Origin of the sequence: Paenibacillus hubeiensis (assembly GCF_032334105.1) — a bacterium.
Lineage (GTDB): Bacteria > Bacillota > Bacilli > Paenibacillales > Paenibacillaceae > Paenibacillus > Paenibacillus hubeiensis.
In genome coordinates this window covers 1-23,914 of record NZ_JAVYAE020000011.1, presented here as the reverse complement: position 1 = coordinate 23,914, position 23,914 = coordinate 1, and the positions used below count along the sequence as shown (strand labels likewise).

General features: G+C 43.6%; 20 protein-coding genes. 19 read left to right on the top strand and 1 reads right to left on the bottom strand.

Annotation, left to right across the window (positions count from 1 at the left end; translation table 11 throughout):
- The first annotated feature begins 3 nt into the window (after nucleotides 1–3).
- The 19 genes from RSX24_RS23215 (at nucleotide 4) to ligA (ending at nucleotide 22,003) form a co-directional block, all read left to right on the top strand.
- A complete protein-coding gene (locus tag RSX24_RS23215; protein WP_343261916.1) occupies nucleotides 4–1,239 on the top strand; it encodes an ABC transporter ATP-binding protein in 1,236 nt (411 codons plus the stop codon).
- A 25-nt stretch (nucleotides 1,240–1,264) separates the two neighbouring features.
- On the top strand, nucleotides 1,265–2,404 hold the full coding sequence (locus RSX24_RS23210) for a class I SAM-dependent methyltransferase (protein ID WP_343261915.1): 1,140 nt from the start codon (nucleotides 1,265–1,267) through the stop codon (nucleotides 2,402–2,404).
- A gap of 5 nt (nucleotides 2,405–2,409) precedes the next feature.
- On the top strand, nucleotides 2,410–3,459 hold the full coding sequence (locus RSX24_RS23205) for a glycosyltransferase family 4 protein (protein ID WP_343261914.1): 1,050 nt from the start codon (nucleotides 2,410–2,412) through the stop codon (nucleotides 3,457–3,459).
- Nucleotides 3,460–3,478: 19 nt separating this feature from the next.
- Nucleotides 3,479–4,822 carry a glycosyltransferase family 4 protein gene (locus RSX24_RS23200; RefSeq protein WP_343261913.1) on the top strand — a complete coding sequence of 448 codons (1,344 nt, stop codon included), beginning with the start codon at nucleotides 3,479–3,481 and terminating at the stop codon, nucleotides 4,820–4,822.
- Nucleotides 4,823–5,131: 309 nt separating this feature from the next.
- Nucleotides 5,132–6,910, top strand: coding sequence for a hypothetical protein (locus tag RSX24_RS23195; RefSeq protein WP_343261912.1), 1,779 nt, complete (start codon nucleotides 5,132–5,134; stop codon nucleotides 6,908–6,910).
- A gap of 59 nt (nucleotides 6,911–6,969) precedes the next feature.
- The gene (locus RSX24_RS23190) at nucleotides 6,970–7,302 is read left to right on the top strand and encodes an SMR family transporter (RefSeq protein ID WP_343261911.1); all 333 of its coding nucleotides are present in this window, start codon (nucleotides 6,970–6,972) and stop codon (nucleotides 7,300–7,302) included.
- A gap of 28 nt (nucleotides 7,303–7,330) precedes the next feature.
- Nucleotides 7,331–7,723 (top strand): divergent PAP2 family protein, encoded by a 393-nt coding sequence (locus tag RSX24_RS23185; protein ID WP_343261910.1) that lies wholly within the window; start codon nucleotides 7,331–7,333, stop codon nucleotides 7,721–7,723.
- A 16-nt stretch (nucleotides 7,724–7,739) separates the two neighbouring features.
- Entirely contained in the window at nucleotides 7,740–8,633 is an 894-nt protein-coding gene (locus RSX24_RS23180; protein ID WP_343261909.1) for a decaprenyl-phosphate phosphoribosyltransferase, read from the top strand.
- A gap of 94 nt (nucleotides 8,634–8,727) precedes the next feature.
- Complete coding sequence (locus tag RSX24_RS23175; protein WP_343261908.1) at nucleotides 8,728–9,471, top strand: sugar phosphate nucleotidyltransferase; 744 nt, start codon at nucleotides 8,728–8,730, stop codon at nucleotides 9,469–9,471.
- A 10-nt stretch (nucleotides 9,472–9,481) separates the two neighbouring features.
- The gene (rfbC, locus tag RSX24_RS23170) at nucleotides 9,482–10,045 is read left to right on the top strand and encodes a dTDP-4-dehydrorhamnose 3,5-epimerase (protein WP_438286873.1); all 564 of its coding nucleotides are present in this window, start codon (nucleotides 9,482–9,484) and stop codon (nucleotides 10,043–10,045) included.
- A gap of 33 nt (nucleotides 10,046–10,078) precedes the next feature.
- Nucleotides 10,079–11,101, top strand: a complete 1,023-nt coding sequence (gene rfbB / locus RSX24_RS23165) for a dTDP-glucose 4,6-dehydratase (RefSeq protein WP_343261907.1) — start codon at nucleotides 10,079–10,081, stop codon at nucleotides 11,099–11,101.
- Nucleotides 11,101–11,979, top strand: coding sequence for a dTDP-4-dehydrorhamnose reductase (gene rfbD, locus RSX24_RS23160; RefSeq protein ID WP_343261906.1), 879 nt, complete (start codon nucleotides 11,101–11,103; stop codon nucleotides 11,977–11,979). The genes rfbB and rfbD overlap by 1 nt, the downstream gene beginning before the upstream one ends.
- Nucleotides 11,980–12,030: 51 nt before the next feature.
- Nucleotides 12,031–12,999 (top strand): glycosyltransferase family 2 protein, encoded by a 969-nt coding sequence (locus RSX24_RS23155; RefSeq protein WP_343261905.1) that lies wholly within the window; start codon nucleotides 12,031–12,033, stop codon nucleotides 12,997–12,999.
- A gap of 153 nt (nucleotides 13,000–13,152) precedes the next feature.
- A complete protein-coding gene (locus tag RSX24_RS23150) occupies nucleotides 13,153–14,082 on the top strand; it encodes a glycosyltransferase family 2 protein (RefSeq protein ID WP_343261985.1) in 930 nt (309 codons plus the stop codon).
- Nucleotides 14,079–15,479: an undecaprenyl-phosphate glucose phosphotransferase gene (locus tag RSX24_RS23145; RefSeq protein ID WP_343261904.1), complete on the top strand. Its 1,401-nt coding sequence runs from the start codon at nucleotides 14,079–14,081 to the stop codon at nucleotides 15,477–15,479. The genes RSX24_RS23150 and RSX24_RS23145 overlap by 4 nt, the downstream gene beginning before the upstream one ends.
- A gap of 186 nt (nucleotides 15,480–15,665) precedes the next feature.
- Nucleotides 15,666–16,541 (top strand): phosphatidylinositol-specific phospholipase C/glycerophosphodiester phosphodiesterase family protein, encoded by an 876-nt coding sequence (locus RSX24_RS23140; RefSeq protein ID WP_339274814.1) that lies wholly within the window; start codon nucleotides 15,666–15,668, stop codon nucleotides 16,539–16,541.
- A gap of 124 nt (nucleotides 16,542–16,665) precedes the next feature.
- Nucleotides 16,666–17,352 carry a heptaprenylglyceryl phosphate synthase gene (pcrB, locus tag RSX24_RS23135; protein WP_438286878.1) on the top strand — a complete coding sequence of 229 codons (687 nt, stop codon included), beginning with the start codon at nucleotides 16,666–16,668 and terminating at the stop codon, nucleotides 17,350–17,352.
- 174 nt (nucleotides 17,353–17,526) lie between these two features.
- Nucleotides 17,527–19,875, top strand: coding sequence for a DNA helicase PcrA (gene pcrA / locus RSX24_RS23130; protein WP_236420854.1), 2,349 nt, complete (start codon nucleotides 17,527–17,529; stop codon nucleotides 19,873–19,875).
- A gap of 112 nt (nucleotides 19,876–19,987) precedes the next feature.
- Entirely contained in the window at nucleotides 19,988–22,003 is a 2,016-nt protein-coding gene (gene ligA, locus RSX24_RS23125) for an NAD-dependent DNA ligase LigA (protein WP_343261902.1), read from the top strand.
- Between the two features lie 104 nt (nucleotides 22,004–22,107).
- Here the strand turns inward: ligA and RSX24_RS23120 are convergent, their stop codons facing one another.
- Complete coding sequence (locus RSX24_RS23120; RefSeq protein WP_343261901.1) at nucleotides 22,108–23,439, bottom strand: molybdopterin-dependent oxidoreductase; 1,332 nt, start codon at nucleotides 23,437–23,439, stop codon at nucleotides 22,108–22,110.
- Between the last annotated feature and the right edge of the window lie 475 nt (nucleotides 23,440–23,914).

The window sequence follows — 23,914 nt, the reverse complement described above, 5'->3', positions numbered from 1 at the left end:
TCTATGCTAGCGATACAAGTATCGAATTTGCACAAAAAATTTGTTGTTTTGGAAGATAAACCTCTGACGCTGAAAGACAGAGTTCTTAGATGGAATAATCGAGATAATAAAAAAATATATGAGGTATTGAAAAATATTAATATTACTATTGATGAAGGGGAAGTAGTAGGCCTTATTGGAAGGAACGGTTCTGGTAAAAGTACACTTTTAAAACTTTTAAGCAAAATTATTTACCCTACTGAAGGAATAATCAAGCTTAATGGTAGGGTAACGAGCTTATTAGAATTAGGAGCGGGATTTCATCCGGAGTTTACTGGGATAGAGAATATATATATGAATGCTTCTTTATTTGGATTGAGTAAGAAAGAAATAAATAAAAAAGTTGATGAGATTATTGAATTCTCAGAATTGGGCGATTATATTAATCGACCAGTACGAATCTATTCGTCAGGTATGTATATGAGGCTTGCCTTTTCGATTGCAACGATAGTTGATCCTGATATACTACTAATCGATGAGGTACTAGCAGTTGGAGACGCTGCTTTTCAGCAAAAGTGCTTAAATAGAATAATGGATTTAAAGCAAAAGGGAAAAACGATTGTTATTGTTGCACATGATCAAAGTGTGATGGAAAGGTTATGTGATCGATGTATTTGGCTTAAAGATGGAAGAATAGTAGCGCAAGGAGTCACTAAAGAAATTATGATTCGCTATTTAGCGGATTTAGGAGAACAAGAAAACCAACGAAAATTAATTGAGGAATCTTCCAGAGAAAATAACATTCAGGTGGAAAACGATAAAAAAAATAGTTTGGAACGTTGGGGTAATAATAAAGCCCAGATATTACAACTGGAACTTTTAGATAAGGATAATAATCTAAAGAGTGTTTTTAAATGCGGCGAATCTTTCACAATCAGTATCCAATATAAAATTAACAATAATTCAATAATTGGTGATATTGAATTTGGCGTTGGTTTTTTTAGAAAAGATGGACTACCTTGTTATGGAACAAATACAATGATAGATCATGTTAAGCATACGTTAAAAGAAGAAGGAAATGTTTATGTTAAGTTTGAACAATTAACTTTCTTGCCTGGAGAATATTGGGTGGATATTGCAATTCATAGTTATAGTGGAGAGCCCTATGATTATGTGCGTCGTATGGGAACTTTTATAGTTCATTCTGATATCAGGGATGAGGGTGTGGCAAGACTTAATCATACTTGGGAGTTTAATTAACTTTCTATTGAATCGAGGCGAGGTAATGTTTGCTAAAGAGTTCTCAGATTATATAGAGAAAAAAATAAAGGGAAAACATCAAAAAGTTAATTCCAATAAGACTGGCGATAATGAAATTTCTTTTCGTTTCAATAATAGTGAATTAATGAAAAATATAAATAATAATAATATTTTGTGGGATATACCAACTAATGAAAGTATTAGTTCACACCGAAGAACTGTCGGGAAAGGGATAGTTTTTGGAAAGAAGATAGTAAGGAAGTTATTATATTGGTTGGTTACAAGGCCATTGATTCAGCAGAAAGAATTTAATGGATCTGTCACTCGTTCTTTGAATGAATTAGCAACTACACAGCAAGGATTGATAAACGCCTATAACCATTCTATGGAAAAATTAGTACAAAAAAATAATTATCTTATTCAACAAATTTCTTCATTAAATGAAAAGAATGATTCTCTTTCTCGGCAGTTACAAAATACGAATACTAATATTAATGAAAAAGAAAGCTTCCCAGTAGACTATAAAAAGTTTGAAGATATGTTTAGAGGTGATGAAGAAGAAATTGTTAAAACTCAAGTAGAGGTTTATTCAGATTATTTGAAGGATAAGGGAAGTTTGCTAGATTTAGGATGTGGAAGAGGCGAGTTTTTACAAGAATTTAATAATAGGGGAATCGATGTATTAGGAGTGGATATAGATAAGGAGTTAGCTGAATATTGCTCCATTAAGGGTATTCCAGTTCTTAATGAAGATATATTTGCTTTTTTCGAGAGGAATCAAAGGAAATTTGATGCTATTACTTGCTTTCACGTTATAGAACACCTTTACCCATATCAGATTATTGAAATGGTAAACGAAGTTTATTCGAGTTTAAACGAAGAAGGGTTAGCTATTTTCGAAACACCTAATCCCGAATGTTTATACAACTTAGCATATGGATTTACTATTGATATGTCTCACAAAAAGTTAGTTCATTCCTACACATTAAAATTTATTATGGAAGAAGTTGGATTTAAGGACGTGAAAATTAAGCATTTGGCACCAGTAGAAGAATCAGTTTCTCTTATGACTAACTCCAATAATTCTATAGAGGATGAAAATTTTAAGAAGCTAAATAACTTACTCTTTGGATATCAAAATTACGCTATTATTGGGAGGAAATAACTTAAATGAAAAAGAAAAAGATATTAATTTGTTCTGCACAAATTCCATTTAATTATGGTGGAGCAGAAATACTAGTAGAAGAGTTAAATAAACAATTAAATGCAAGAGGATATCAATCCGAAATTGTTAATATCCCATTTAAATGGTATCCAAAGGACAGATTAATTGATGAGGCATTTATTTGGAATTTGGTTGATGTAACAGAGAGCAATGGCGAGAAGGTGGACCTAGTCATTTGTACTAAGTATCCAACTTATGCTGTTCAGCATCCCAACAAAGTTGTATGGCTGTTTCATCAACATCGGCCTGCATATGATCTTTTGGGCACTCATTACAGTGAATTTACTAGATCTGGAGATGATATAAGAATCATTAATCATATTAGAGATATTGATAGTAAGTATTTAAATCAAGCGAAAAGTATTTTCTGTATTTCTAATAATGTGAAAAACAGATTAGAAAAATATAATAATATTCAAAGTGAAGTTTTGTACCCTCCAACGAAGATGGATGGTATGTATAAAAATAATAATAGTGAAAAGTACATATTCTCTGCAGGAAGGCTAGATCCTTTAAAAAGGTTGGAGCTGCTTTTAGAGGGAATGAAGTACATTGATAGCGATTATAAACTGCTTATTGCAGGTAAAGGGAAACATGAGATAGTTTTGCGGGATATTGTGGCTAAAGAAAACTTGGAAGAACGGGTAGAATTTCTAGGTTTTGTAGATGATGAAAAACTTATTGATTATTATTCGAAAGCAAGCGCTATATATTTTGCTCCGCGCGATGAAGATTACGGATTCATCACTATTGAGGCATTTAAAAGTGGGAAACCAGTAGTTACCACAAATGATTCAGGGGGAGTTTTAGAATTCGTTAAGCATGGGCAAAACGGATTAGTTTTAGAGCCGGATTCTTCAGTCATAGGCAAAGAAATTAATAATTTATTACATGATGCTAAGAAGCTACAAGAGTTCGGAAGTAAAGGGTCCGAAGAAGTTAAGAATATTAATTGGGACTACGTCATTAATCAATTAACAGAAACTCTTGATTGAAGAGGGAGTAGAGAAATTTATGAGAATTGCTTATTTTTCACCGTTAAATCCTTTGAAAACAGGAGTAGCCGATTATAGTGAAGAGTTACTTCCAGTACTAGCTAAACACGTAGATATTGATATATTTATTACAAACTTTGAACCAACCTCACAAGTTATTAAGCAGAGATTCAACTTTTTTTCTATTAATTCTTTTAATGAGGAAAAATACAAATATTATGATGAAGTTATATATCATATTGGTAACAATACAGAATTCCATAAAGATATCTATTTAACGGCTTTAAAATTTCCGGGTATTGTAGTAATTCATGATTATTCTATCCATCATTTGATAGCTAATTTAACTGTTGGTAAAGGTGACTGGGAAGGCTATATAAATGAAATGAAGTATAATTATGGCGAAGAAGGGGAACATTTCGCGAGACTTTCAGCTGAAGGAAAAATGAGGGTTATGTGGGAGTCAGACCGAACTCTTGAATACCCCGCAAATAGACGCTTATTAGAATGTTCAAGAGGAGCAATCGTGCATTCTTATATGGCGGAAGAATCGCTAAAAACAGTCAAGCCTAATCAATTTATACAATATGCTCCACTGTTTACAACTGATATTGAAAGTATAAGTCATGAACAGAAATTGGAATTGAGAAAAAAATACAATATATCTAAGAATGCTGTGGTTTTCTCATCTTTTGGGTTCGTTTCAAAGGCAAAAAGAATTGAATCTGTATTAAAGGCTTTGAAGAAGTTATCACCTGAAAAAGAAGTTGTTTATTTAGTGGTCGGACAGGAGGAAGAAGGTGCGCATGAGATATCTAGTCTCATTAAAAAGCTGAAACTAGATAATATTTGTAGACATGTGGGTTTTGTATCTCTGGAAGAATTTAAAGAATATATCATGCTTTCAGATGTATGCATAAATCTTCGATACCCTACCCAGGGTGAGACTTCGGCCAGTCTTTTACGAATTTTAGGTTACGGAAAGCCCGCTTTGGTAAGTGATATTGGTTCATTCTCAGAGTTTCCAGACAATTTTACAATCAAAATTAGTTGTGGGGATGAGCAAAAAGAGATTAATGAGATTGCAGAAGCTTTAGATCGATTCTTAAAAGATGAAAATCTGGCTTCAGTAATGGGTTCAGAGGCATTAAGTTATGTAGAAAGGCATCATACGGTTTCTGAAACATCTGCAAGTTATATAAAAGCAATTCAAATGCTTCATGCTTTTAAAGCATTTGGAGGTGAAGCTAGATATTATTATGGTTATTTAGATCGTTATTTTGAAAAAATAGGAGATATTATTTCGCTATCTGAGGAGAATAAAAGAAATTTTTCGGAGAAGTTATCAGAGTTTTTTAGATGAGTTAACTCATACAAAATATAGAGGGAGCCTGTGCTAGGGAATAGATAAAGCACATCTCGCCAATGTTAATAGAGTTTCCACTTTAATTTATGTTGAAAATATCTAATCCTAGATTTTATCTTAGTACTTTGATTTCATTTAATAATCTTTTGTGTTTATCAAATACAGGTTTTATTGTTTGCATATGAACTTAGATGTAACACTTATACAGAAGTTTAGGGAAGGGTACTAACAAATACTAATCATTTTAATTAAGATAAGATTTTGTTGAATTTCCCTTGTGATTTATTAATATTGGAGGCCCATGATGTGAAAATTAAGAATAATATTAAATATTTTTTTCTTTTTTTCTTTTTTTGTATTTTTTCTTTAATTTTATTGATCCAAAAACCAGCTTTATATGGCGATGGTAATGAGTATTTACAAATGATAATATCATTTACCAATCATGGAACTCCCAATCTTCTTCCAGAGGACATTAATGAAAGGAATCTTTTTGTCCAAGGAACTGATCCATACTCCGGAATTGATCCATACTCCGGCTACTATAAAGATTTAAATGGTCAATTTTATTCATACCACTTTTGGTTGTATTCACTGCTTTGTGTGCCAGTATACTTATTTCTTGAGATATTTAAAATATATCCAATGAAAGTATTTCAAATAACCAATGTTATTTTTCTTTTTTTTGTTGGTTACCAACTACTAAAATCTCCTCTTGAAAAGAGAAAGAAAATTTGGTTGGTAATTGGATTAATCAATCCTATTTGGTTGTATGTACCTTGGAGCCACCCAGAAGTCTTTAGTTTTTCTATGTTGTTTGTTGGACTTCTGAAACTTCTTGAAAAAAGACAAGTGAAAGCAACTATATACACAGCACTTGCATCTTTACAAAATCCTGGAATAGCATTAGTTACTTTAATTATAGGAATAGTTGAATTGATTAGAATAATTAGAATAAAAAAAATTGATAGTAAATTCATGTTCGTTGGACTTAGTTCTTTGATTGTTTTGTTTCCTTATTTATGGTACTGGAGTCATTACAGAGTTTTTAGTTTAATAGGAGAAACCTATACGACTGGTCTTAGTCTTGAAAAGACAATTAATTTGTTTATTGATCCGAACTTTGGTCTAGTTATTTATATACCATTTTTGATTCTAACTTTAGTGCTATTAATTTTTAAAATTGACAAAACTGCAATAATTTCGATTTGCACTTTATTTCTAATTGGATTAATTTGTTCTGTACAGCTTAATTGGAATAGTGGTGCTACTTATATTAATAGATATGCTGTTTGGATGATACCTATTGTCGTTTTTGGCTGTTTGTCTATAACAAGGAGTAAGAACTTTAAATGGTTTGCTGGGTTATCATCTATTACAAATGGTGTAATATTAATAGTTTGTTTTTCATTTTATACAAGTTACTCTTATGTTCAATTTACTCCATTGGCTAAACTAGTAATCGGGTTGGTTCCTGGATTATACAATCCACCTATTGAAGTGTTTGTAGAAAAATCACTCGGAAAAGAAGTTTCTATACAAGAGGTTAAACCTATTACCATTTATGCTGGAGGAGAAAAGAGAAAAGAACTTGTTCAAGATGAAAATGGTGTTTATAAATACATTAATTATCGTCCCTTTTTAAAAATGGATGATTTAACTATAATGACAAAATATAAGAAAGATGAAGATATAAATAGTTCAGATTTAAACATGTCTTTAAGTTCTGGGTTTTCTGGATTGGAAGTTTGGAACGGTAGAAATGGACGGTGGATGGATGGGGACTCTAAGCTTCTGTTTGGATCAGATAACGTCAATAAACAAGCTGAGTTATCATTTATAACAGGGAGTTTTTATAAAATTAGGAATGCCGAAATATATTTTAATGGATTGAAAATTTTCGACTCAGAAATCCCTGTTGAGGAAACATTTCTAAAATTTAATGTAACTTTACAGGAGTTTAATACACTCGAAATAAAGGCTACTGAAAAAGTAACTAAAGCATCTGACTTTCCAGAATATCCTCAGGAGCCTAGGAGACTAGCCTTCTATATAATGAATTTAAATATTTTAGATCAAAACTGAACTTTTTAAGCTAAACTTTCAGATATATATGATTAGTTATTAGTTAAAGGAGGTGTGAGATGCCCTATTTCTTCCTTGTAATATCTATAATACTAAGTGCTGCAGGACAGGTATTGATGAAATTAGGAGCCATGAAATTGCAATTAACCATACCCGGTGTATTATCGAACATTAATATAGTTTTAGGTATTGGTATGTATGGATTATCAGCAATTTTCTGGGTCTTATCTCTAACTAAATTAGAACTTTCTGTTGCATATCCAATGGTAGCTGCAGGATATTTACTGGTCTTTATTTTATCTTATTTTTTTTTAGGAGAATCCTTTAACCTACAGAAAGTGATTGGTCTTTGCATAATAATTACAGGAGTACTTGTGATTTCAAAAGCTTAATTATTGAATTTAATAGGTAGGTGTTGATTTGTATTATTTTTTGGTTCCACTTATAGGATGGTTTATCGCTGGGAGTATGAAGTTTGCAATAAATTATTTTAGGTTTGGAGCAGACGCCAAAAACAAAATAGGTAACGGAGGATTCCCAAGCAATCACACAACGGTTGTTACTTCAGTTACTGTAGCAATTGGTTTTAACGAAGGCTTTCATAGTCCAATGTTTGGCCTAGGAGTTGCTTTAATTATGATCATTATAATAGATGCTACTGGTTTAAGAAGATACGTCGGCTACCAAGCTCTAAGTTTGAATGAACTCCAAGAAAAGGTTAAGCATAGGGTAAGCGTAGGACATAATAAACTTGAAGTTGTTGGTGGGTTGGTAGTTGGCACGTTAGTTGGCTTTGTTGCCTCAATAATATAGCAAGGAGTTTACAATAATGGAACCAAAGTCTCAAGTAGCAAATAACGTTGGAATGCATTTTTTAATTGATTTAATCAAGGAACTACGTCCTAAGCAATGGACTAAGAATTTATTGGTATTTGCCTCGGCGATATTTGCGGGAAACTTTTTAGAATCGGTCACTTTTCTTAATGCAATTATTGCTTTTTTTTCCTTTTCCTTTATTGCAAGCACGATTTATGTGATTAATGATATAGTTGATGTTGAGAAAGATAAAGTGCATCCAGATAAATGTAATCGACCAATAGCTCGAGGAGCTATTACTATTCCTATAGCTGTATGTCTTGCTGTATGCACCTTCATTATTTCAATTATTCTTAGTTACAATTTAGGAATAGTGCCATCCATAATTGTTTTAGTCTATTTTATTATAAATCTAATGTACTCGATGTACCTCAAGCATGTTGTAATCATAGATGTAATGATTATAGCGTTTGGCTTCGTATTAAGAGCCTTGATGGGGGCATTAGCAGTAAATGGTAGCCTAACATCTTGGTTTATACTTTGCACATTAGGGCTATCCTTATTCTTGGCTCTTGGTAAACGCCGACATGAACTTCAACTATTTAATGTTGATTCTAAAAATGGTAGAAAAGTTTTAGAGTCGTACTCAGTTGAGATGCTCGATCAATTAATGACGATGATTACTGCTGTAATAATAATGTTTTATTCTATGTATGCAGCCTCACAAGGTAAGTATATGATGTTTACTATTCCCCTCGTACTTTATGGAATATTCAGATATTACTATCTTATCCATAAAAAAAGTGGAGGAGGGAAACCTGAAGATACACTTTTAAACGACCGCCATATTCTAGTTACTGTTATTTTATTTGGTTTATCTGTCCTTTTGATAAAGGGTTTTTTGTAATTAATAGGAGATATAATTCTAGGAGAGGACTTAGCTTTACATAGCATCCATACTCTTTATTAAAAAAATAACTTTTATACAAGGATGATAATTTGTGAAAGCAATCATTTTAGCCGGTGGTACTGGCTCACGTCTTCACCCGTTAACAAAAATAACTAATAAACACCTGCTTCCTGTAGGAAAGTATCCGATGATCTTCCATTCTGTATATAAGTTGAAACAAGCTGGCCTTACCGACATCATGGTGATTACCGGCAAAGAACATATGGGAGACGTTGTTAATCTTTTAGGTAGCGGAAGTGATATAGGTGTCTCATTCACATATCGAGTTCAGGATGAAGCAGGTGGAATAGCTCAAGCGCTTGGATTGGCAGAACAATTTACAGGTGATGACCAAATGGTGGTTATCCTGGGTGATAACGTGTTCGAGGACGATATTACAGAGTATGTATCCAATTTCCGCGAGCAAAAATCCGGAGCAAAAATATTGATACAAGAAGTCACCGATCCTCATCGCTTCGGAGTGCCCGAGTTACACGGTGATCGCATCGTATCCATTGTAGAAAAACCGCAGAAACCCAAAAGCAAATATGCGGTAACAGGCATATATATGTTCGATAGTGAAGTCTTCAAGATCATTAAGAAATTAAAGCCTTCTGCAAGAGACGAATTGGAAATCACAGACGTAAACAATGCATATATTGAACGAGGAAATCTTACCTACAATATACTTAAGGGCTGGTGGACGGATGCTGGCACACATGCATCTTTGGCTCGTGCCAATGAACTGGCACAGGAGATTGTTTACGGAGAAGAGTTTGGGAAGCTGAAGTTGTAAAGGAGAAAGGATGGCGGAACGTTTGAAAATCACTCCTTCAAAACTTATAGATGCTTGTTTAATTGAACCGGTGGTTCACGGTGATCACCGGGGTTTTTTTATGGAAAGCTACAATAGCCAGCTCATGAAGCAGCATGGACTCAATTATCAATTTATTCAAGACAACCAATCCTTGTCTGCACAACCAGGCGTGTTGCGTGGTTTGCATTACCAGCTCAATCCCAAAGCGCAGACGAAGTTGATTCGGGTTCTTACCGGCGCCATTTATGATGTCATTGTGGATATTCGCAAAGGATCGCCGACGTTTGGTCAATGGGAGGGTTTTATTCTCAGCGAACATAATCACCGTCAATTGCTTGTGCCGAAAGGCTTTGCTCATGGTTTCTGCACGCTGGTCCCGAATACCCAAGTATTCTACAAAGTTGACGAATATTATTCCCCTGAGCATGATCGCGGCATATTATGGAATGATCCAGCGCTTGGCATCGATTGGCCTACGTCCAATCCGGTTTTATCAGAGAAAGACCAGAAGCACCCGCTGCTTCAGGATGCGGAGATCAATTTCAATTTTTAAATAGATAGCGAAGGATACAGGAGGTTTCAATTTATGAAACTGCTCGTTACCGGCGGTGCCGGTTTTATTGGAAGCAACTTTGTGATGTATATGCTGCAGCAGCATCCAAGCTACGAAATAATTAACGTGGACGCCTTGACATATGCGGGGAATCTGGAAAATCTGAAATCGCTCGAAGGTAACAAGCATCATACCTTTGTTAAAGCAGATATTACGGATGCTGCGGAGATGGACCGCCTGATCGGCCAAGGTGTTGATGTGGTCGTTAACTTTGCGGCTGAGTCCCACGTGGACCGAAGCATTCTTGAACCGGATGTGTTCGTACGAACAAATGTGAATGGTACTCAAGTACTGCTGGAAGCTGCCAAAAAACATGGGATCACCAAATTCGTCCAGGTATCGACGGATGAGGTTTACGGGTCGCTCGGCCCTACAGGTTTGTTCACGGAAGAGACGCCGCTTCAGCCCAACAGTCCGTATTCGGCGTCCAAAGCAGGAGGAGACCTGCTTGTACGTGCGTATCATGAAACCTTTGGCCTTCCGGTAAATATCACCCGTTGTTCCAACAATTATGGCCCATACCAGTTTCCTGAGAAACTGATCCCGCTTATGATCTCCCGTGTCCTTGCTGATGAGGCTCTGCCTGTATATGGAGATGGCTTGAACATCCGGGACTGGCTCTATGTTGAAGATCACTGCAGTGCGATCGATCTGGTGATTCATCAAGGACGAAACGGTGAGGTGTACAACATCGGTGGCAACAATGAGCGAACCAACATCCATATCGTCAAAACTATTCTGGAACAGCTCGGCAAACCCGAGTCGCTGATCAAATACGTACAGGATCGTCCAGGACATGACCGCAGATATGGTATTGACCCTACCAAGACGATGTCCGAACTCGGGTGGAAACCGAAGCATACGTTTGAGACCGGGATTAAAGAGACGATTCAATGGTATCTGGATAACAAGGAATGGTGGACACGTATTCAGTCCGGCGAGTACCAACAATACTATGCCAAGCAATATGGCTCCCGATTGGGAGACGTTGAATAATGAAGGTGCTGGTCACTGGAGCAAATGGACAACTGGGGCGGGATGTCGTGCTTCTTTCGGAGAAGGAGGGACATTCTGTTCTGGCTTGTAATCGGGATCAGATGGATATCACCAATCAAGCTCAGTGTAATGAGGTCATCTCTTCATATCAACCTGACGTGATCATTCATTGTGCAGCCTATACCGCGGTAGATGCAGCAGAGGCGGATATCGATGGCGCGTATAAGGTGAATGCGGTGGGGACACGCAATGTGGCTGTAGCTGCAGAAAAAATCGGAGCCAAACTGATATATATCAGCACGGATTACGTCTTCGACGGCCGTTCAGCAAATGCGTATCAGGAGTACGATGACACCAATCCGCAAAGCGTATACGGCAAATCCAAACGAGCAGGAGAATGGCTGGTGCAGTCGTTGTGCTCCAGATGGTTTGTTGTACGAACGTCTTGGGTGTACGGACTTCACGGGAATAATTTTGTCAAAACGATGTTAAAGCTGGGTCAGGAAAAACCCGAATTGCAGGTCGTTCATGACCAAAAGGGGTCGCCTACGTATACTGTGGATTTGGCAGGATTCCTTATGGAGCTTATGTCGACAGAAATGTACGGGATATATCATGCCTCCAATAGCGGTACTTGTACATGGTATGAATTCACTCAGGCGATCTTTGAGGAAGCTCAGGCTGTTGGAGGATTAACCATCCAAGCGCAATTGCAGCCTTGCACAACCGAACAGTTCCCCAGACCGGCTCCCAGACCGCGTAATTCAGTGATGGACCACCTGTCCATTCGGACGAACGGTTTGACCGACCTTCGCTCGTGGCGGGATGGACTGCATGATTTTATTCGTTTATTAACAGAACAGCAGCATACACAGTAACCTCATACGAACTCTCGCTCTTTTATTTCTGGGCGGGAGTTTTGTATTATAATGAAGAAAAGTCGAATTTTGAGGTGGAACGTGAACCAGCCTAAAGTATGTGTCATGCTTTCTACATATAACGGAGAAAAGTACATTGATGAACAAATCGAAAGCCTTCTCGCACAGAGCCAGGTAGATCTCCATATTCATATAAGGGATGATGGGTCTTCCGATGGAACCCTCCGAAAGGTTCGCGAGTATGTCATGTCATATCCGGATCAGATTCATGTCACTGAAGGTGAAAATGTAGGCGTGATTGGAAGTTTTTTTGAGCTGATGCGTCAAACGAGTACCGTATACGATTTTTACGCATTTTGCGATCAGGACGATGTATGGAAGCCGTACAAACTGAGTAGAGCTGTAGGAAAATTACAATCCAGGCCATCGGACATACCGCTGATGTATTGTTCTTCCACGCAAATGGTGGATCAGGATTTGAATTATCTGAACGTATGGCCCAATCTGCCTCCGAAGCCGCTCAGTATGTATAATGCCGTGGTTGAGAACTGCTGCGTGGGTTGTACCATGGTTTTGAACTCGGTCACATTCAATCAGATCAGGGGAAATGTTCCTTCCGATCTATCCCAGGTCATTATGCATGATTGGTGGATCTATCTTTTCGTCAGCGCATTTGGGGAAGTGATTTTTGACGAAGAGCCAACGATTTTGTATCGGCAGCATCAGGGGAATGTTCTCGGCGGGAGCAACGAAGGGTGGATCATGAAATGGAAGAATCGATGGAACCGTTTCGTGAATGGAAAAAATCATTTTATTTTAAGCAAACAAGCGAGATTGTTCTATCGACTCTATAAAGAGCAGCTGACTTCGCAGCAGCAAAGGGATGTGCAGCAATTTTTGAACCAATTGGATCGCCAAGGGGTTAGCAGAATAAGTTATGCAGCAAAAATGCCCTTTTATCGCCAAGCCTCTCTTGATAACCTTGTTCTTAAGCTTATATATGCATTGAAGAAGGTATAAGTGGCGAGGCTATTCCTCCTTTCACCCCTTTGCCCATAATATGCTATACTTTCAATAGATAAACACAGCACTGAGGTCAGGAGTTTTTATAACATGGTTCAAACAGCAGATACTCCCTCACGGGTGGAATCGAGAAATGATAATACGTATGAACTGGATGTCAGCATCATCATTGTCAATTACAATACCCGTCAACTGACGCTGGACTGTTTGGCATCGGTGTATGCCTCCCACACTTCCTATCAGTACGAGATCGTCGTCATCGACAATGCTTCTCATGATGGCTCGGTGGAGGCAATCCGGACGGCATACCCGCAGGTCCGAATGATCGCCAATCGCGATAATACGGGATTCGCCGTTGCGAATAACCAGGGCATGAAGGTTGCCAGAGGGCGTTACATTTTGCTGCTCAACTCCGATACGGTCGTTCAGCCGGACACGCTGGAGGTTATGATTGGATTCATGGATCGCCATCCAGAGATGGGGGCATCCGGCTGCAAGGTGATTCTTCCGGATGGTTCGTTGGATAAAGCATGCAAACGTGGGTTCCCTACGCCATCGGCTTCGTTCTATTATGCCTTTGGTCTATCCCGCCTATTCCCTGACCGCCCGAAGTTTAACCAATATCAGCTGGGGCATCTTAGTCCGGATGATGAATATCCGATCGACTGCCTTGTTGGTGCGTTTATGTTGGTTCGCCGGGAGGTCGTGGAACAGGTTGGTGGGTTGGACGAAACCTTTTTCATGTATGGCGAAGATGTTGATTGGTGTTACCGCATCAAAGAGGCAGGTTGGGGCATTTATTATTACCCGCGTACATATATTGTGCATTACAAGGGTGCGAGTGCCCGGCGCAAACCTATGAAAATTGTCTATGAGTTTCATAGGGCGATGTGGGTTTTTCATCGTAAACATTATGCCAAGCGCTATAGCCTTTTTACGAACACGGCCGTATGGCTCGGCATTTCACTAAAATTTTCAATGTCTCTTATTCGCAATAAGCTCATCAGGTCGGCTCCACGGAAGAGTTCGTCATTAGGCCATGGGGCAGATCGAGAGACATCATCCGAGGTGAACACATGATTCGTCGTAATCAGCAATTTTTGACCCAACTGTATATTGCGGCTGATTTCATGGTGATACAGGCTTCTTTTTTAATGGCTTGGTGGATCAAATTTGAGAGCGATCTTCTGACTAACCATAGTGCGCTTCCGATCGAAAATTATTTTGTTTGGAGTATTGTGTACGGGGGGCTTGCAATCATCACGGGCCTGATGTCTTCCCTTTACGTGCCGAAACGCAAGAAACGTTTTGTGGATGAATTCATGAAATTGATCCAAATCCATGGTATCGCCTTCTTTATGTTAATGAGTTTGATGTTCTTTTTCAAAGAAGTGAACATCTCTCGCGCATATCTGGCCATGTACATGATCGGCAATGTTGCTTTTACCCTGATTTACCGGTATATCGTCAAGCTGCAGCTCCGAAGACTTCGCAAAAAGGGCTTCAATCGTCAGTTCGTGCTGATCTTGGGCGCAGGTTCTCTTGGCAAAAGGTTCTACAACAACCTCCGCAGTTATCCGGATCTGGGTTATGAAGTTCATGGGTTCCTTGACGATTATCGTTCTTGGGATCGAGAGGAGCAGCAGCGATACAAACCGATCCTGGGACGCATCGATCAATTGGAGGAAATCCTGTCGACACACCTGATCGATGAGGTCATCCTTGCTCTTCCGCTCGATGCGCATGACAAGTATCCGCATATTATTGACGTTTGCGAGAAGGCGGGAGTGCGAACGTTGATTATTCCCGACTTTTTTGACTATTTGCCGGCACGGCCTCATTTTGATAATTTTGCAGGCATGCCCATGATTAACGTGCGCGATATTCCGCTTGACATCGCCGTAAACCGCCTGTTGAAACGCGCATTCGACATCCTTTTCTCGTTGGCGGCCATCGTGCTCACCGCTCCAGTGATGCTTGTTGTCGCCGTGGGCGTACGATTGACGTCGCCTGGTCCGATCATTTTCAAGCAGGAACGGGTCGGGCTGAACCGGCGTACATTTTTCATGTACAAATTCCGCTCGATGAAGGTGATGCCTGAAGGAACGGTAGATACGGGATGGTCCACCCAGAACGACCCGCGCCGCACCTCATTCGGCAGCTTCATCCGACGTACCAGCCTGGACGAACTCCCGCAGTTCTTCAACGTGCTGTTGGGGCATATGAGCGTCGTTGGACCACGTCCCGAGCGGCCGTACTATGTGAACCAGTTTCGTGAGGAGATTCCCAAATACATGATCAAACATCACGTCCGGCCGGGAATTACGGGGTTAGCCCAGAGCAAGGGATTAAGGGGAGATACCTCTATTGAGGACCGCATTGAACAGGATATATTCTATATTGAGAACTGGTCGCTATTATTCGATATCAAAATCATTTGGGAAACGATCCGCAACGGCATGAAAAATGCTTATTGAATGAAACGGGCAATACCTTCCTCAAAAGTAGACGGCCACATCGTGTCATCATCCAAAAGTCGCCAATAGGCGACTTTTTTGTTTCCATTCCCCTAAAACCGGGTAGTTAGCAATAAACGCTGAACCCTGAAAGAATGAGTTGTTTTCCAGACTGAGATTGAAGCCGGGCTCAAGGATGTGAACGATATGAAACGATGGATTGCTCCCATAACGTTGTTGATCGTGACCGTGGGCATGCTGTTCTTTGCCTATGACAGCCAGAGCGAGGAGCAGCATGACGGTTTTACCGCTTATCGGTTGATTGCCCATGCGATGGGCAGCATCCGCGACCAGCCTTACACGAATGCCTACGAAGCGATGATCGCCAACTACGAAAAGGGCACGCGTGTGTTCGAGATCGACTTCATGCTGACGTCTGACCGCAAGGTGGTGGCGAGGCATGAATGGACGGCGAATATGAGCAAACTGCTGGGTCAAGATGAGGAGCTTCCCGAAGAAAAACAAGCCGGCCCGCTGACGCATGAGGAATTTATGAACACCCCCATTCTGGGCATGTACCAACCGATGGATGCAGACGGCATCATGGACGTGCTGGCCGAGTATCCCGACATGTACATCGTGACCGATACGAAGGAGCAGCAGGACGAGGATATCCGGCAGGTGCTCACGGCACTGGTGGATGCTGCGCAGGAGCGTGATCCGGCATTGCTCGATCGGGTCGTGGTCCAGATTTATAATGAAGCGATGCTGGAGTCGGTGAAGCAAATTCATGATTTTTCGTCCATTATCTATACATTGTATGCTACGCAGGATACGGAGGCTCAGGTGGTGGATTTTGTGCAAGATCATGACATTGCAGCGGTGACCATGCCCGAATACAAGGTGAACCGGGATTTCGTTGCCAGGCTGAAACGGGCAGGGGCGGTTACGTACGTGCATACGATCAATGAAACGGATCAGGTGGCCAATTATGAAAAATGGGGCGTGTACGGCGTATATTCCGACGTGCTGACCGAAGAGGAAATCGAGCGGATGAACACCCGCGTTGCGTGGAAGCCGTAGTTGGCTTCCTTTTTTGTTCCCCTTTTTATGCGAACATTGACACTCACTCCCTGCTGGCATAGACTTAGTTTACAAGTGTTTTGAAGATGCAGAAGAACCTCTGGAGGAATGTTCGTTGATCGATATGATAAAGCAGTGGAGACATGTTTTTAAGCTCGACCCGGATCGGGAAATTACCGATGAAGCATTGGATCGCGTATGCATGTCGGGAACCGACGCCATCATGGTGGGAGGTTCGTCGGGAGTGACTTATGACAATACGGTAGACCTCATGTCCAGAGTGCGGCGTTATGAACTGCCGTGTGTGCTCGAAGTTTCCGATTTGGAGGCGGTGGTGCCAGGCTTCGATGGTTACCTCATTCCAATGGTGCTTAATACGACGGACAGCCAGTGGCTGATCGGACAGCACCAGCGTGCCATCGAGCAATACGGTTACCTGATTCCCTGGGACGAGCTCATTGCGGAAGGGTATATCGTGCTTAATGCCGATTCGACCGTGGCCAGAATGACGGGGGCAGACACCCATCTGAGCACAGAGGCGGTGGTGGCGTATGCCCAGACTGCGGAACGGTTGATGGGACTGTCCGTCGTGTACCTGGAGTACAGCGGCACGTTTGGGGATATGGAGCTGGTTGCGCAAACGCGCCGAAAGCTGGAGCGGGCGCATTTGATTTACGGTGGGGGCATCGATGGAGCCGAGAAAGCGGCCCAGGCTGCCCAGGCGGCAGATACCGTTGTCGTTGGCAATATCGTATACAGCGATTTGGCGAAGGCACTGGAGACGGTGCAGGCCGTTAAAGCCTCGGTGTAGCGTCCGAATCGGCTAACGGAGATCCGTTTGGCGTTTTCCAATCTCTCCTGAAACAAGTATGGCGGGCAATGCTTCCCATTCTCCCATTTCTCCCGCATAATCTGTTAAAATAAAGCTTTGCCTCGCAACTGTTCACGTGCAAGACCGAATTCATCACGAAAGGAGCATGCATGCATGCAACCTGTAAATATACATGACGCCATAGCCCGGCTGAATACGCCTCAGCGTCAGGCCGTCGAAGCAACCGACGGTCCCCTGCTGATTATGGCGGGAGCGGGCAGCGGCAAAACCCGGGTGCTGACGCACCGGATCGCATACTTGATCGCTACACGGAAGACCCCGCCGTGGGGCATTTTGGCGATCACGTTTACGAACAAGGCCGCGCGCGAGATGCAGGATCGGGTAGCCCAGCTGGTCGGCCGCGACGGCCGCGACATTTGGGTATCCACCTTCCACTCGATGTGCGTGCGCATTTTGCGCCGCGACATCGAACGGATCGGATTTACGTCCAATTTCAGCATTCTGGACTCTTCGGACCAACTGTCCGTGATTCGCAGCTGCATGAAGGACCAGAACATCGATACGAAAAAGTTCGAGCCGAAGGCCGTTCAAGCGATGATCAGCACGGCCAAGAACGAACTGATCGGACCCGAACAATACGAACGCAAGGTCGGGGATTATTTCGAAGGCATCGTGGCCAAGATCTACACCATGTACCAGAAACGGCTGAAAGCGAACAACTCGCTCGACTTTGACGATCTCATTATGGCTACGATCCAATTGTTCAAGGAAGTGCCGGAAGTGCTCGATTTCTATCAAAAGAAATTCCAGTACATCCATGTGGACGAGTATCAGGATACGAACCGTGCCCAGTACATGCTGTGCCGCATGCTGGCAGACAGCCACCACCGCATCTGCGTCGTGGGCGATAGCGACCAGTCGATCTACCGCTGGCGCGGTGCCGACATCAGCAACATTTTGAACTTTGAGCAGGACTATCCCGAAGCGCGCACCATTATGCTGGAGCAGAACTATCGTTCCACGTCCAACATCCTGAACGCGGCGAATGGAGTCATTGCCCTGAACTCGGGCCGCAAACCGAAGAAATTGTGGACGGACAAGGAAGGCGGAGCGAAGATCAAGGTGTACCGTGCCGATTCCGAGCATGATGAAGGGTATTTCGTTACCTCCGAAATTAGTAAAAACGCAAAGAACGGAAAATCCTATCAGGATCATGCCATCTTGTACCGGACCAATGCCCAGTCCCGGGTGATCGAGGAAATTTTGATCAAATCGGATATCCCGTACCAGATCGTCGGCGGCATCAAGTTCTATGACCGGAAAGAGATCAAGGACATTCTGGCATACCTGCGCCTGCTCTCCAACCCGGACGACGATATCAGCTTGACCCGGATCATTAACGTGCCGAAGCGCAGCATCGGCGACACGACGGTGGCCAAGCTGGCTGCGGCCGCGGCTGAACGCGGCGTATCCATCTATCGCGTGCTGCAAGTGGTGGATGACCTCGGCTTTGCAGGACGTACGCGTAATGCACTCGTTGAATTTTATGACATGATTGCTGCATTGCACCAAATGGTCGAGTATTTGTCGGTGACCGAGCTGACAGAGAAAATATTGGAGATGAGCCAGTACCGCACGGAAATGCAGGCCGAGAATACGCTCGAGTCGAAAGCAAGGTTGGAAAATATCGAAGAGTTCCTGTCGGTTACGATGGAATTCGAGAAAAACAATGAAGACAAGACGCTTGTATCCTTCCTGACGGATTTGGCGCTGATTGCCGACATCGATACGATGAATGACGATGAGGAAGACCGCAGCGACGCGGTAACCCTCATGACGATGCACAGTGCGAAGGGGCTGGAATTCCCAGTCGTGTTCATCATCGGCATGGAGGAAGGCGTATTCCCGCACAGCCGTGCGTTCATGGATAACGAAGAGTTGGAGGAAGAGCGCCGCCTGGCCTATGTGGGCATTACACGGGCGGAGGAACAATTGTTCCTTTCCTGTGCACAGATGCGGACGCTGTTCGGCCGGACTACGGCGAATCCGCCTTCGCGTTTCTTGGACGAGATTCCCGACGAGCTGAAAGAAGACACGCAAATGGCGCGTGACCGATATCGCCGCGGCAGCAGTACGGGTGGCGGTTCTTACGGCGGACGCGGGTTGGGCAGCACCGGTGGCAGCAATTTCGGCAGCGGCGGAAGCAAGCTGTTCGACCGTCAGAGCCGCGGCGGTTCTTCGGCGACGTCCTCGGTTACTTCGGCTGCGTCTTCTCGCGTGACCATGAGCACACCGTCGGTTTCGTCGAAGCCTGCTTCTGCAGCGGACGGATCAGGTGCGTTCAAAGCCGGCGACAAAGTACAGCATGGCAAATGGGGGACAGGAACCATCGTTGCCGTCAAAGGGACGGGTAACGATACGGAGCTGCAGATTGCATTTCCGGCCCCGGTTGGCGTCAAACGCCTGCTTGCCGGTTTTGCCCCGATCACCAAAGTGGAATAATAAATCTTGCAACGGAACGAACGCCAGACCTGCTCTGACGTTCGTTCTACATAATGACGTGCTTTAAACAACAACACATATAAACCATTTAAATACGGAGGGATGGCCCCATATGGATCCGATGCACCGGATGGAGCAACTCGTAACCGAGCTCAATCAGCATAACTACCAGTATTACACGTTGGACCAGCCGCAGATCAGTGACAAGGAGTATGATCTTCTGTACGACGAACTGGTTACGCTGGAACGGGAAAGCGGCATCGTTTTGCCGGATTCGCCTACGCAGCGCGTGGGTGGTGAACTGCTTAAGGGATTTGAACCGCATCGTCATCTATCCCCGCTGTGGAGTTTGGACAAAGCCCAGAACATGGAGCAGCTGAGAAGTTGGAATGCCCGTGTGATCAAGCTGGTGAACGACTACAACAGCAAAAATCCGGATCATCCTCTGCCGGACCCCGGTTATGTCATTGAGCTGAAATTTGATGGTCTTACCCTGAACCTGACGTATACGAACGGTGAACTCGTTCAGGCATCCACGCGCGGCAACGGCACGGTGGGCGAAGGCATTTTGGCGCAAGTCAAAACGATCAAATCGGTTCCGCTCAAGATCCCATATACGGCGGGAACGATTGAAGTGCAGGGCGAGGGCATCATGAACCTGTCCGTATTGAGCAGATATAACGAGACGGCCGCCGAACCGCTCAAAAATGCGCGCAATGCCGCCGCGGGCGCGCTGCGCAACCTCAATCCGAAGGTCACTGCGGAACGCAGGCTGAATGCTTATTTTTACAATGTCGGGTACTCGGACAATCTTCGGTTCGCCACCCATCAGGAGATGATGGACTTTCTGCGCGAAAACCGTTTCAAAGTAAACCCGTCGATCACATACTTTCATGAGTTCGAGGATGTGGTGGAGCAGCTGGACGCCATTCAGGAAAACAGGGATCAGCTTGATTATCTCATCGATGGGGCGGTCATCAAGATTACGGACATGCGCACCCGCGAAGTGTTGGGATATACGGACAAGTTCCCTCGCTGGGCCGTTGCGTTCAAGTTCGAGGCGGAAGAGACGACGACGGTCCTGAAGTCGGTGGATTGGAACGTAGGACGTACCGGAAAGGTCACGCCGCTCGCACGTGTCGAGCCGGTCGAGCTGGCAGGGGTTACGGTTCAGAACTGCACGTTGAACAACGTGGGGGACATCGAGCGCAAAAACCTGAAATTCGCATTGGGCACGCGCGTGTTCATCCGCCGTTCCAATGACGTCATTCCGGAAATTCTCGGAAAAGTAACCGAAGAAAATGACGGAGAGGAGATCGTCTATCCGGAAAGTTGCCCTGCCTGCGGTTTCCCGCTCGAGCAGCGCGGAGCGCACCTGTTCTGCAACAACCGATTGGCATGCAAACCGCAGACCGTGGCACGCATTGCCCATTTTGCATCCCGTGATGCCATGGATATCGAAACGTTCAGCGAGAAGACAGCCATCCAGCTGTATGATGAATTGAGCGTTCGCGAACCGGCAGAGCTCTATACCCTTCAATTCGAGGATTTGGTGAAGCTGGAGCGGTTCGGCGAGAAAAAGGCGAATAACCTTTTGGCGGCACTGGAGAAAAGCAAGGATCGCGACCTCGCTTCGTTCCTGTATGCCCTGGGCATTCCGAACACCGGTAAAACGACGACAAAAATGCTGGCCGATCATTACCGCGACCTCCATGCGATCATGAACGCTACCGTGGAAGAGCTCATTGAGCTTCCGGACGTGGGCGGCATCGTCGCCGAGAGCATTGTAGCTTTCTTTGCGGACCCGTTCATGCAAGCAGCCATCGAGAAAATGTTGAGCCTTGGCGTCAAGGCTCAGGCTCCGGAAGCTCCGGCGGCCGTTGTGCAGGATTCATTCTTCAGCGGCAAAACGGTGGTGCTTACCGGCACCCTGCATCAACTGACCCGGGACGAGGCTACGCAGCGTCTGGAGGCACTTGGTGCCAAAGTGACCGGCAGCGTATCCAAGAAGACCGATCTGGTCATCGCCGGCGAGAAAGCAGGCAGCAAGCTGGCGAAAGCGCATGATTTGGGCATTCCTACGATCGAGGATGAGGATGAGCTTGTAAGGCTGCTGAATCAAGGATAATGAAACACGGACGAACTGAAACGAAATAACGCAAAGAATCCCCGGTAGCTGCATTGACGCGGCTAGCGGGGATTTTTATTTTTGAGTGAATTTGGGGAAGAATATCAACGGATGTTTGGAAGGCGGGCGACCGCTCCTGTAAGCCAGGCATCTTTATCATATCCGCGTTCCTCCCAATATCCGATATGTTCGCCGGAAATCAGCTCAATCCGGTTTAGCCATTTTACCGACTTATAAGCATACATTTGCGGGGTGATCAGGCGTACCGGACCGCCCAGATCGGCAGGGATCGGCTTGCCGTCATGCATGACGGCGATCATGATGTCGTCCATTTGCGCCTGGTCAAGGGTAATCGCATCGGTGTAGACGCCATCGGCGGAATAAAACTTGACGCTGTGGGCTTCGGGTTGGACTTTGGCCTGTGCGAGAAAATGCCTGAGCGGAATGCCCTCCCACGTATTTTTGTACACCGACCATCCGGTAACGCAGTGAAAATCGCTAACCTGTACGGTCCGCTGCAGCTTGACGAATTGCTCCCAGTTCCATGCCTGCGCATGCTCAACCAGACCGTCGACGCGGAAAGACCAGTTTTCATTGGAGAACGAAGGGATCGGGGTTACCGTATACACACGGAAACGGCCTTCTGCCCCGCCGCCAATCGGAGGATTGGAGGAAAAGTGCGGTTGAGGAGCGGGCACCATCCGATTGGGATCGTTGGCCAGCAATTCTTCCATGCTGGTGCTGGTATTCAGGTTTTTTCCTACCCATGAAACAAACGTGGGCCCGAGCGTAACGGCAAGTCCTGCTCCGACTGCAGCTTTGAGAAAAGCACGCCGGGTGTAAACAGGCTGTGGCGTTTTTTGGCGTACGGTATTTTCTGGATATTGGCTTTTTTGGCTCTTGGAAGCCGGAGGTGCTTTGGTACTTGAAACAGGAAGGGAAATCGCATCGTCGGTAATGGGACGGATGGTTCTTCGAGAGGGCTCCTTAAGCCACTTGGATCGCGTAATCGAATGGTAGCTCATATAAGGAAGGCCCACCCAGGTCAACGCATCGTGAACCAACAGTGCGGCATTGGACCACCGGGGACCGGAAAGCTTGAACTGCCACAGTACAATTCCCGACAAAATCCATCCCATAAGCAGCGTAAGTACAACGATGGTATTGGTTCGCTGCCAAGGTTTGTTCCGGAGCTGCTTCCAATGCTTGCCCGCGAGCAGTAAGTAGTAACCGACCGGGACCAGCATCATCAGACCAGCGACAATATGCAGCCATTTCAGCCATATCCGCCCGATGCCGAGCAATTCCCGCCAGAATGCCCCGACAAGCATCAGTCCAGTAACTGAAAGGATGAGCACTATCCAGGCATTCCAGGCGTGAATAGAGACCAGCTTTTTGCCATACCCTTTGCGGGCGGAATTCAACCACTTCTTCAAAAACGATCACCTCGCTATAAAGTGGGTTGCTGTAAACTAAAGAAGCGTCTTTAATTTCATATACTTCATTATAAAGGTTTATGGATGGGAGACCAAACTCGATAGGGTAGTGAGAAAAAGGTTGGAATACAGGTATATAGCGGTGGCAATCAGTAAATATATAAAAATTTAAATAATATGCTTGCATTAAAAATTCATTCGTGATATATTATTTTTTGTCGCTTCGGACAGATGATTGTTGAAACGCTCCGAAAGCTGTCGAAAAAAGTGTTGACAAGAAAATGGTCGACATGATATGATAAGATTCCTGTCCGGGACAAACGTCTTGTGGACAATCAAGTTCCTTGAAAACTGAACAAATGATAAGCAATTGTGCAATACAATGAATCGTCAGATTCAAATGAGCTAATCGCTCTTTTCAATACCTCAGATGATTTTCATCACGATTAACCTCGTGACCGAAATTCATCTTTAT

Bases quoted from the DNA above. Each gene is read 5' to 3' on its own strand.
- RSX24_RS23215 (WP_343261916.1), top strand. From the start codon at position 4: ATGCTAGCGATACAAGTATCGAATTTGCACAAAAAATTTGTTGTTTTG.
- RSX24_RS23210 (WP_343261915.1), top strand. From the start codon at position 1,265: ATGTTTGCTAAAGAGTTCTCAGATTATATAGAGAAAAAAATAAAGGGA.
- RSX24_RS23205 (WP_343261914.1), top strand. From the start codon at position 2,410: ATGAAAAAGAAAAAGATATTAATTTGTTCTGCACAAATTCCATTTAAT.
- RSX24_RS23200 (WP_343261913.1), top strand. From the start codon at position 3,479: ATGAGAATTGCTTATTTTTCACCGTTAAATCCTTTGAAAACAGGAGTA.
- RSX24_RS23190 (WP_343261911.1), top strand. From the start codon at position 6,970: ATGCCCTATTTCTTCCTTGTAATATCTATAATACTAAGTGCTGCAGGA.
- RSX24_RS23180 (WP_343261909.1), top strand. From the start codon at position 7,740: ATGGAACCAAAGTCTCAAGTAGCAAATAACGTTGGAATGCATTTTTTA.
- rfbC (WP_438286873.1), top strand. From the start codon at position 9,482: ATGGCGGAACGTTTGAAAATCACTCCTTCAAAACTTATAGATGCTTGT.
- rfbB (WP_343261907.1), top strand. From the start codon at position 10,079: ATGAAACTGCTCGTTACCGGCGGTGCCGGTTTTATTGGAAGCAACTTT.
- rfbD (WP_343261906.1), top strand. From the start codon at position 11,101: ATGAAGGTGCTGGTCACTGGAGCAAATGGACAACTGGGGCGGGATGTC.
- RSX24_RS23155 (WP_343261905.1), top strand. From the start codon at position 12,031: ATGAAGAAAAGTCGAATTTTGAGGTGGAACGTGAACCAGCCTAAAGTA.
- RSX24_RS23145 (WP_343261904.1), top strand. From the start codon at position 14,079: ATGATTCGTCGTAATCAGCAATTTTTGACCCAACTGTATATTGCGGCT.
- RSX24_RS23140 (WP_339274814.1), top strand. From the start codon at position 15,666: ATGAAACGATGGATTGCTCCCATAACGTTGTTGATCGTGACCGTGGGC.
- pcrB (WP_438286878.1), top strand. From the start codon at position 16,666: ATGATAAAGCAGTGGAGACATGTTTTTAAGCTCGACCCGGATCGGGAA.
- pcrA (WP_236420854.1), top strand. From the start codon at position 17,527: ATGCAACCTGTAAATATACATGACGCCATAGCCCGGCTGAATACGCCT.
- ligA (WP_343261902.1), top strand. From the start codon at position 19,988: ATGGATCCGATGCACCGGATGGAGCAACTCGTAACCGAGCTCAATCAG.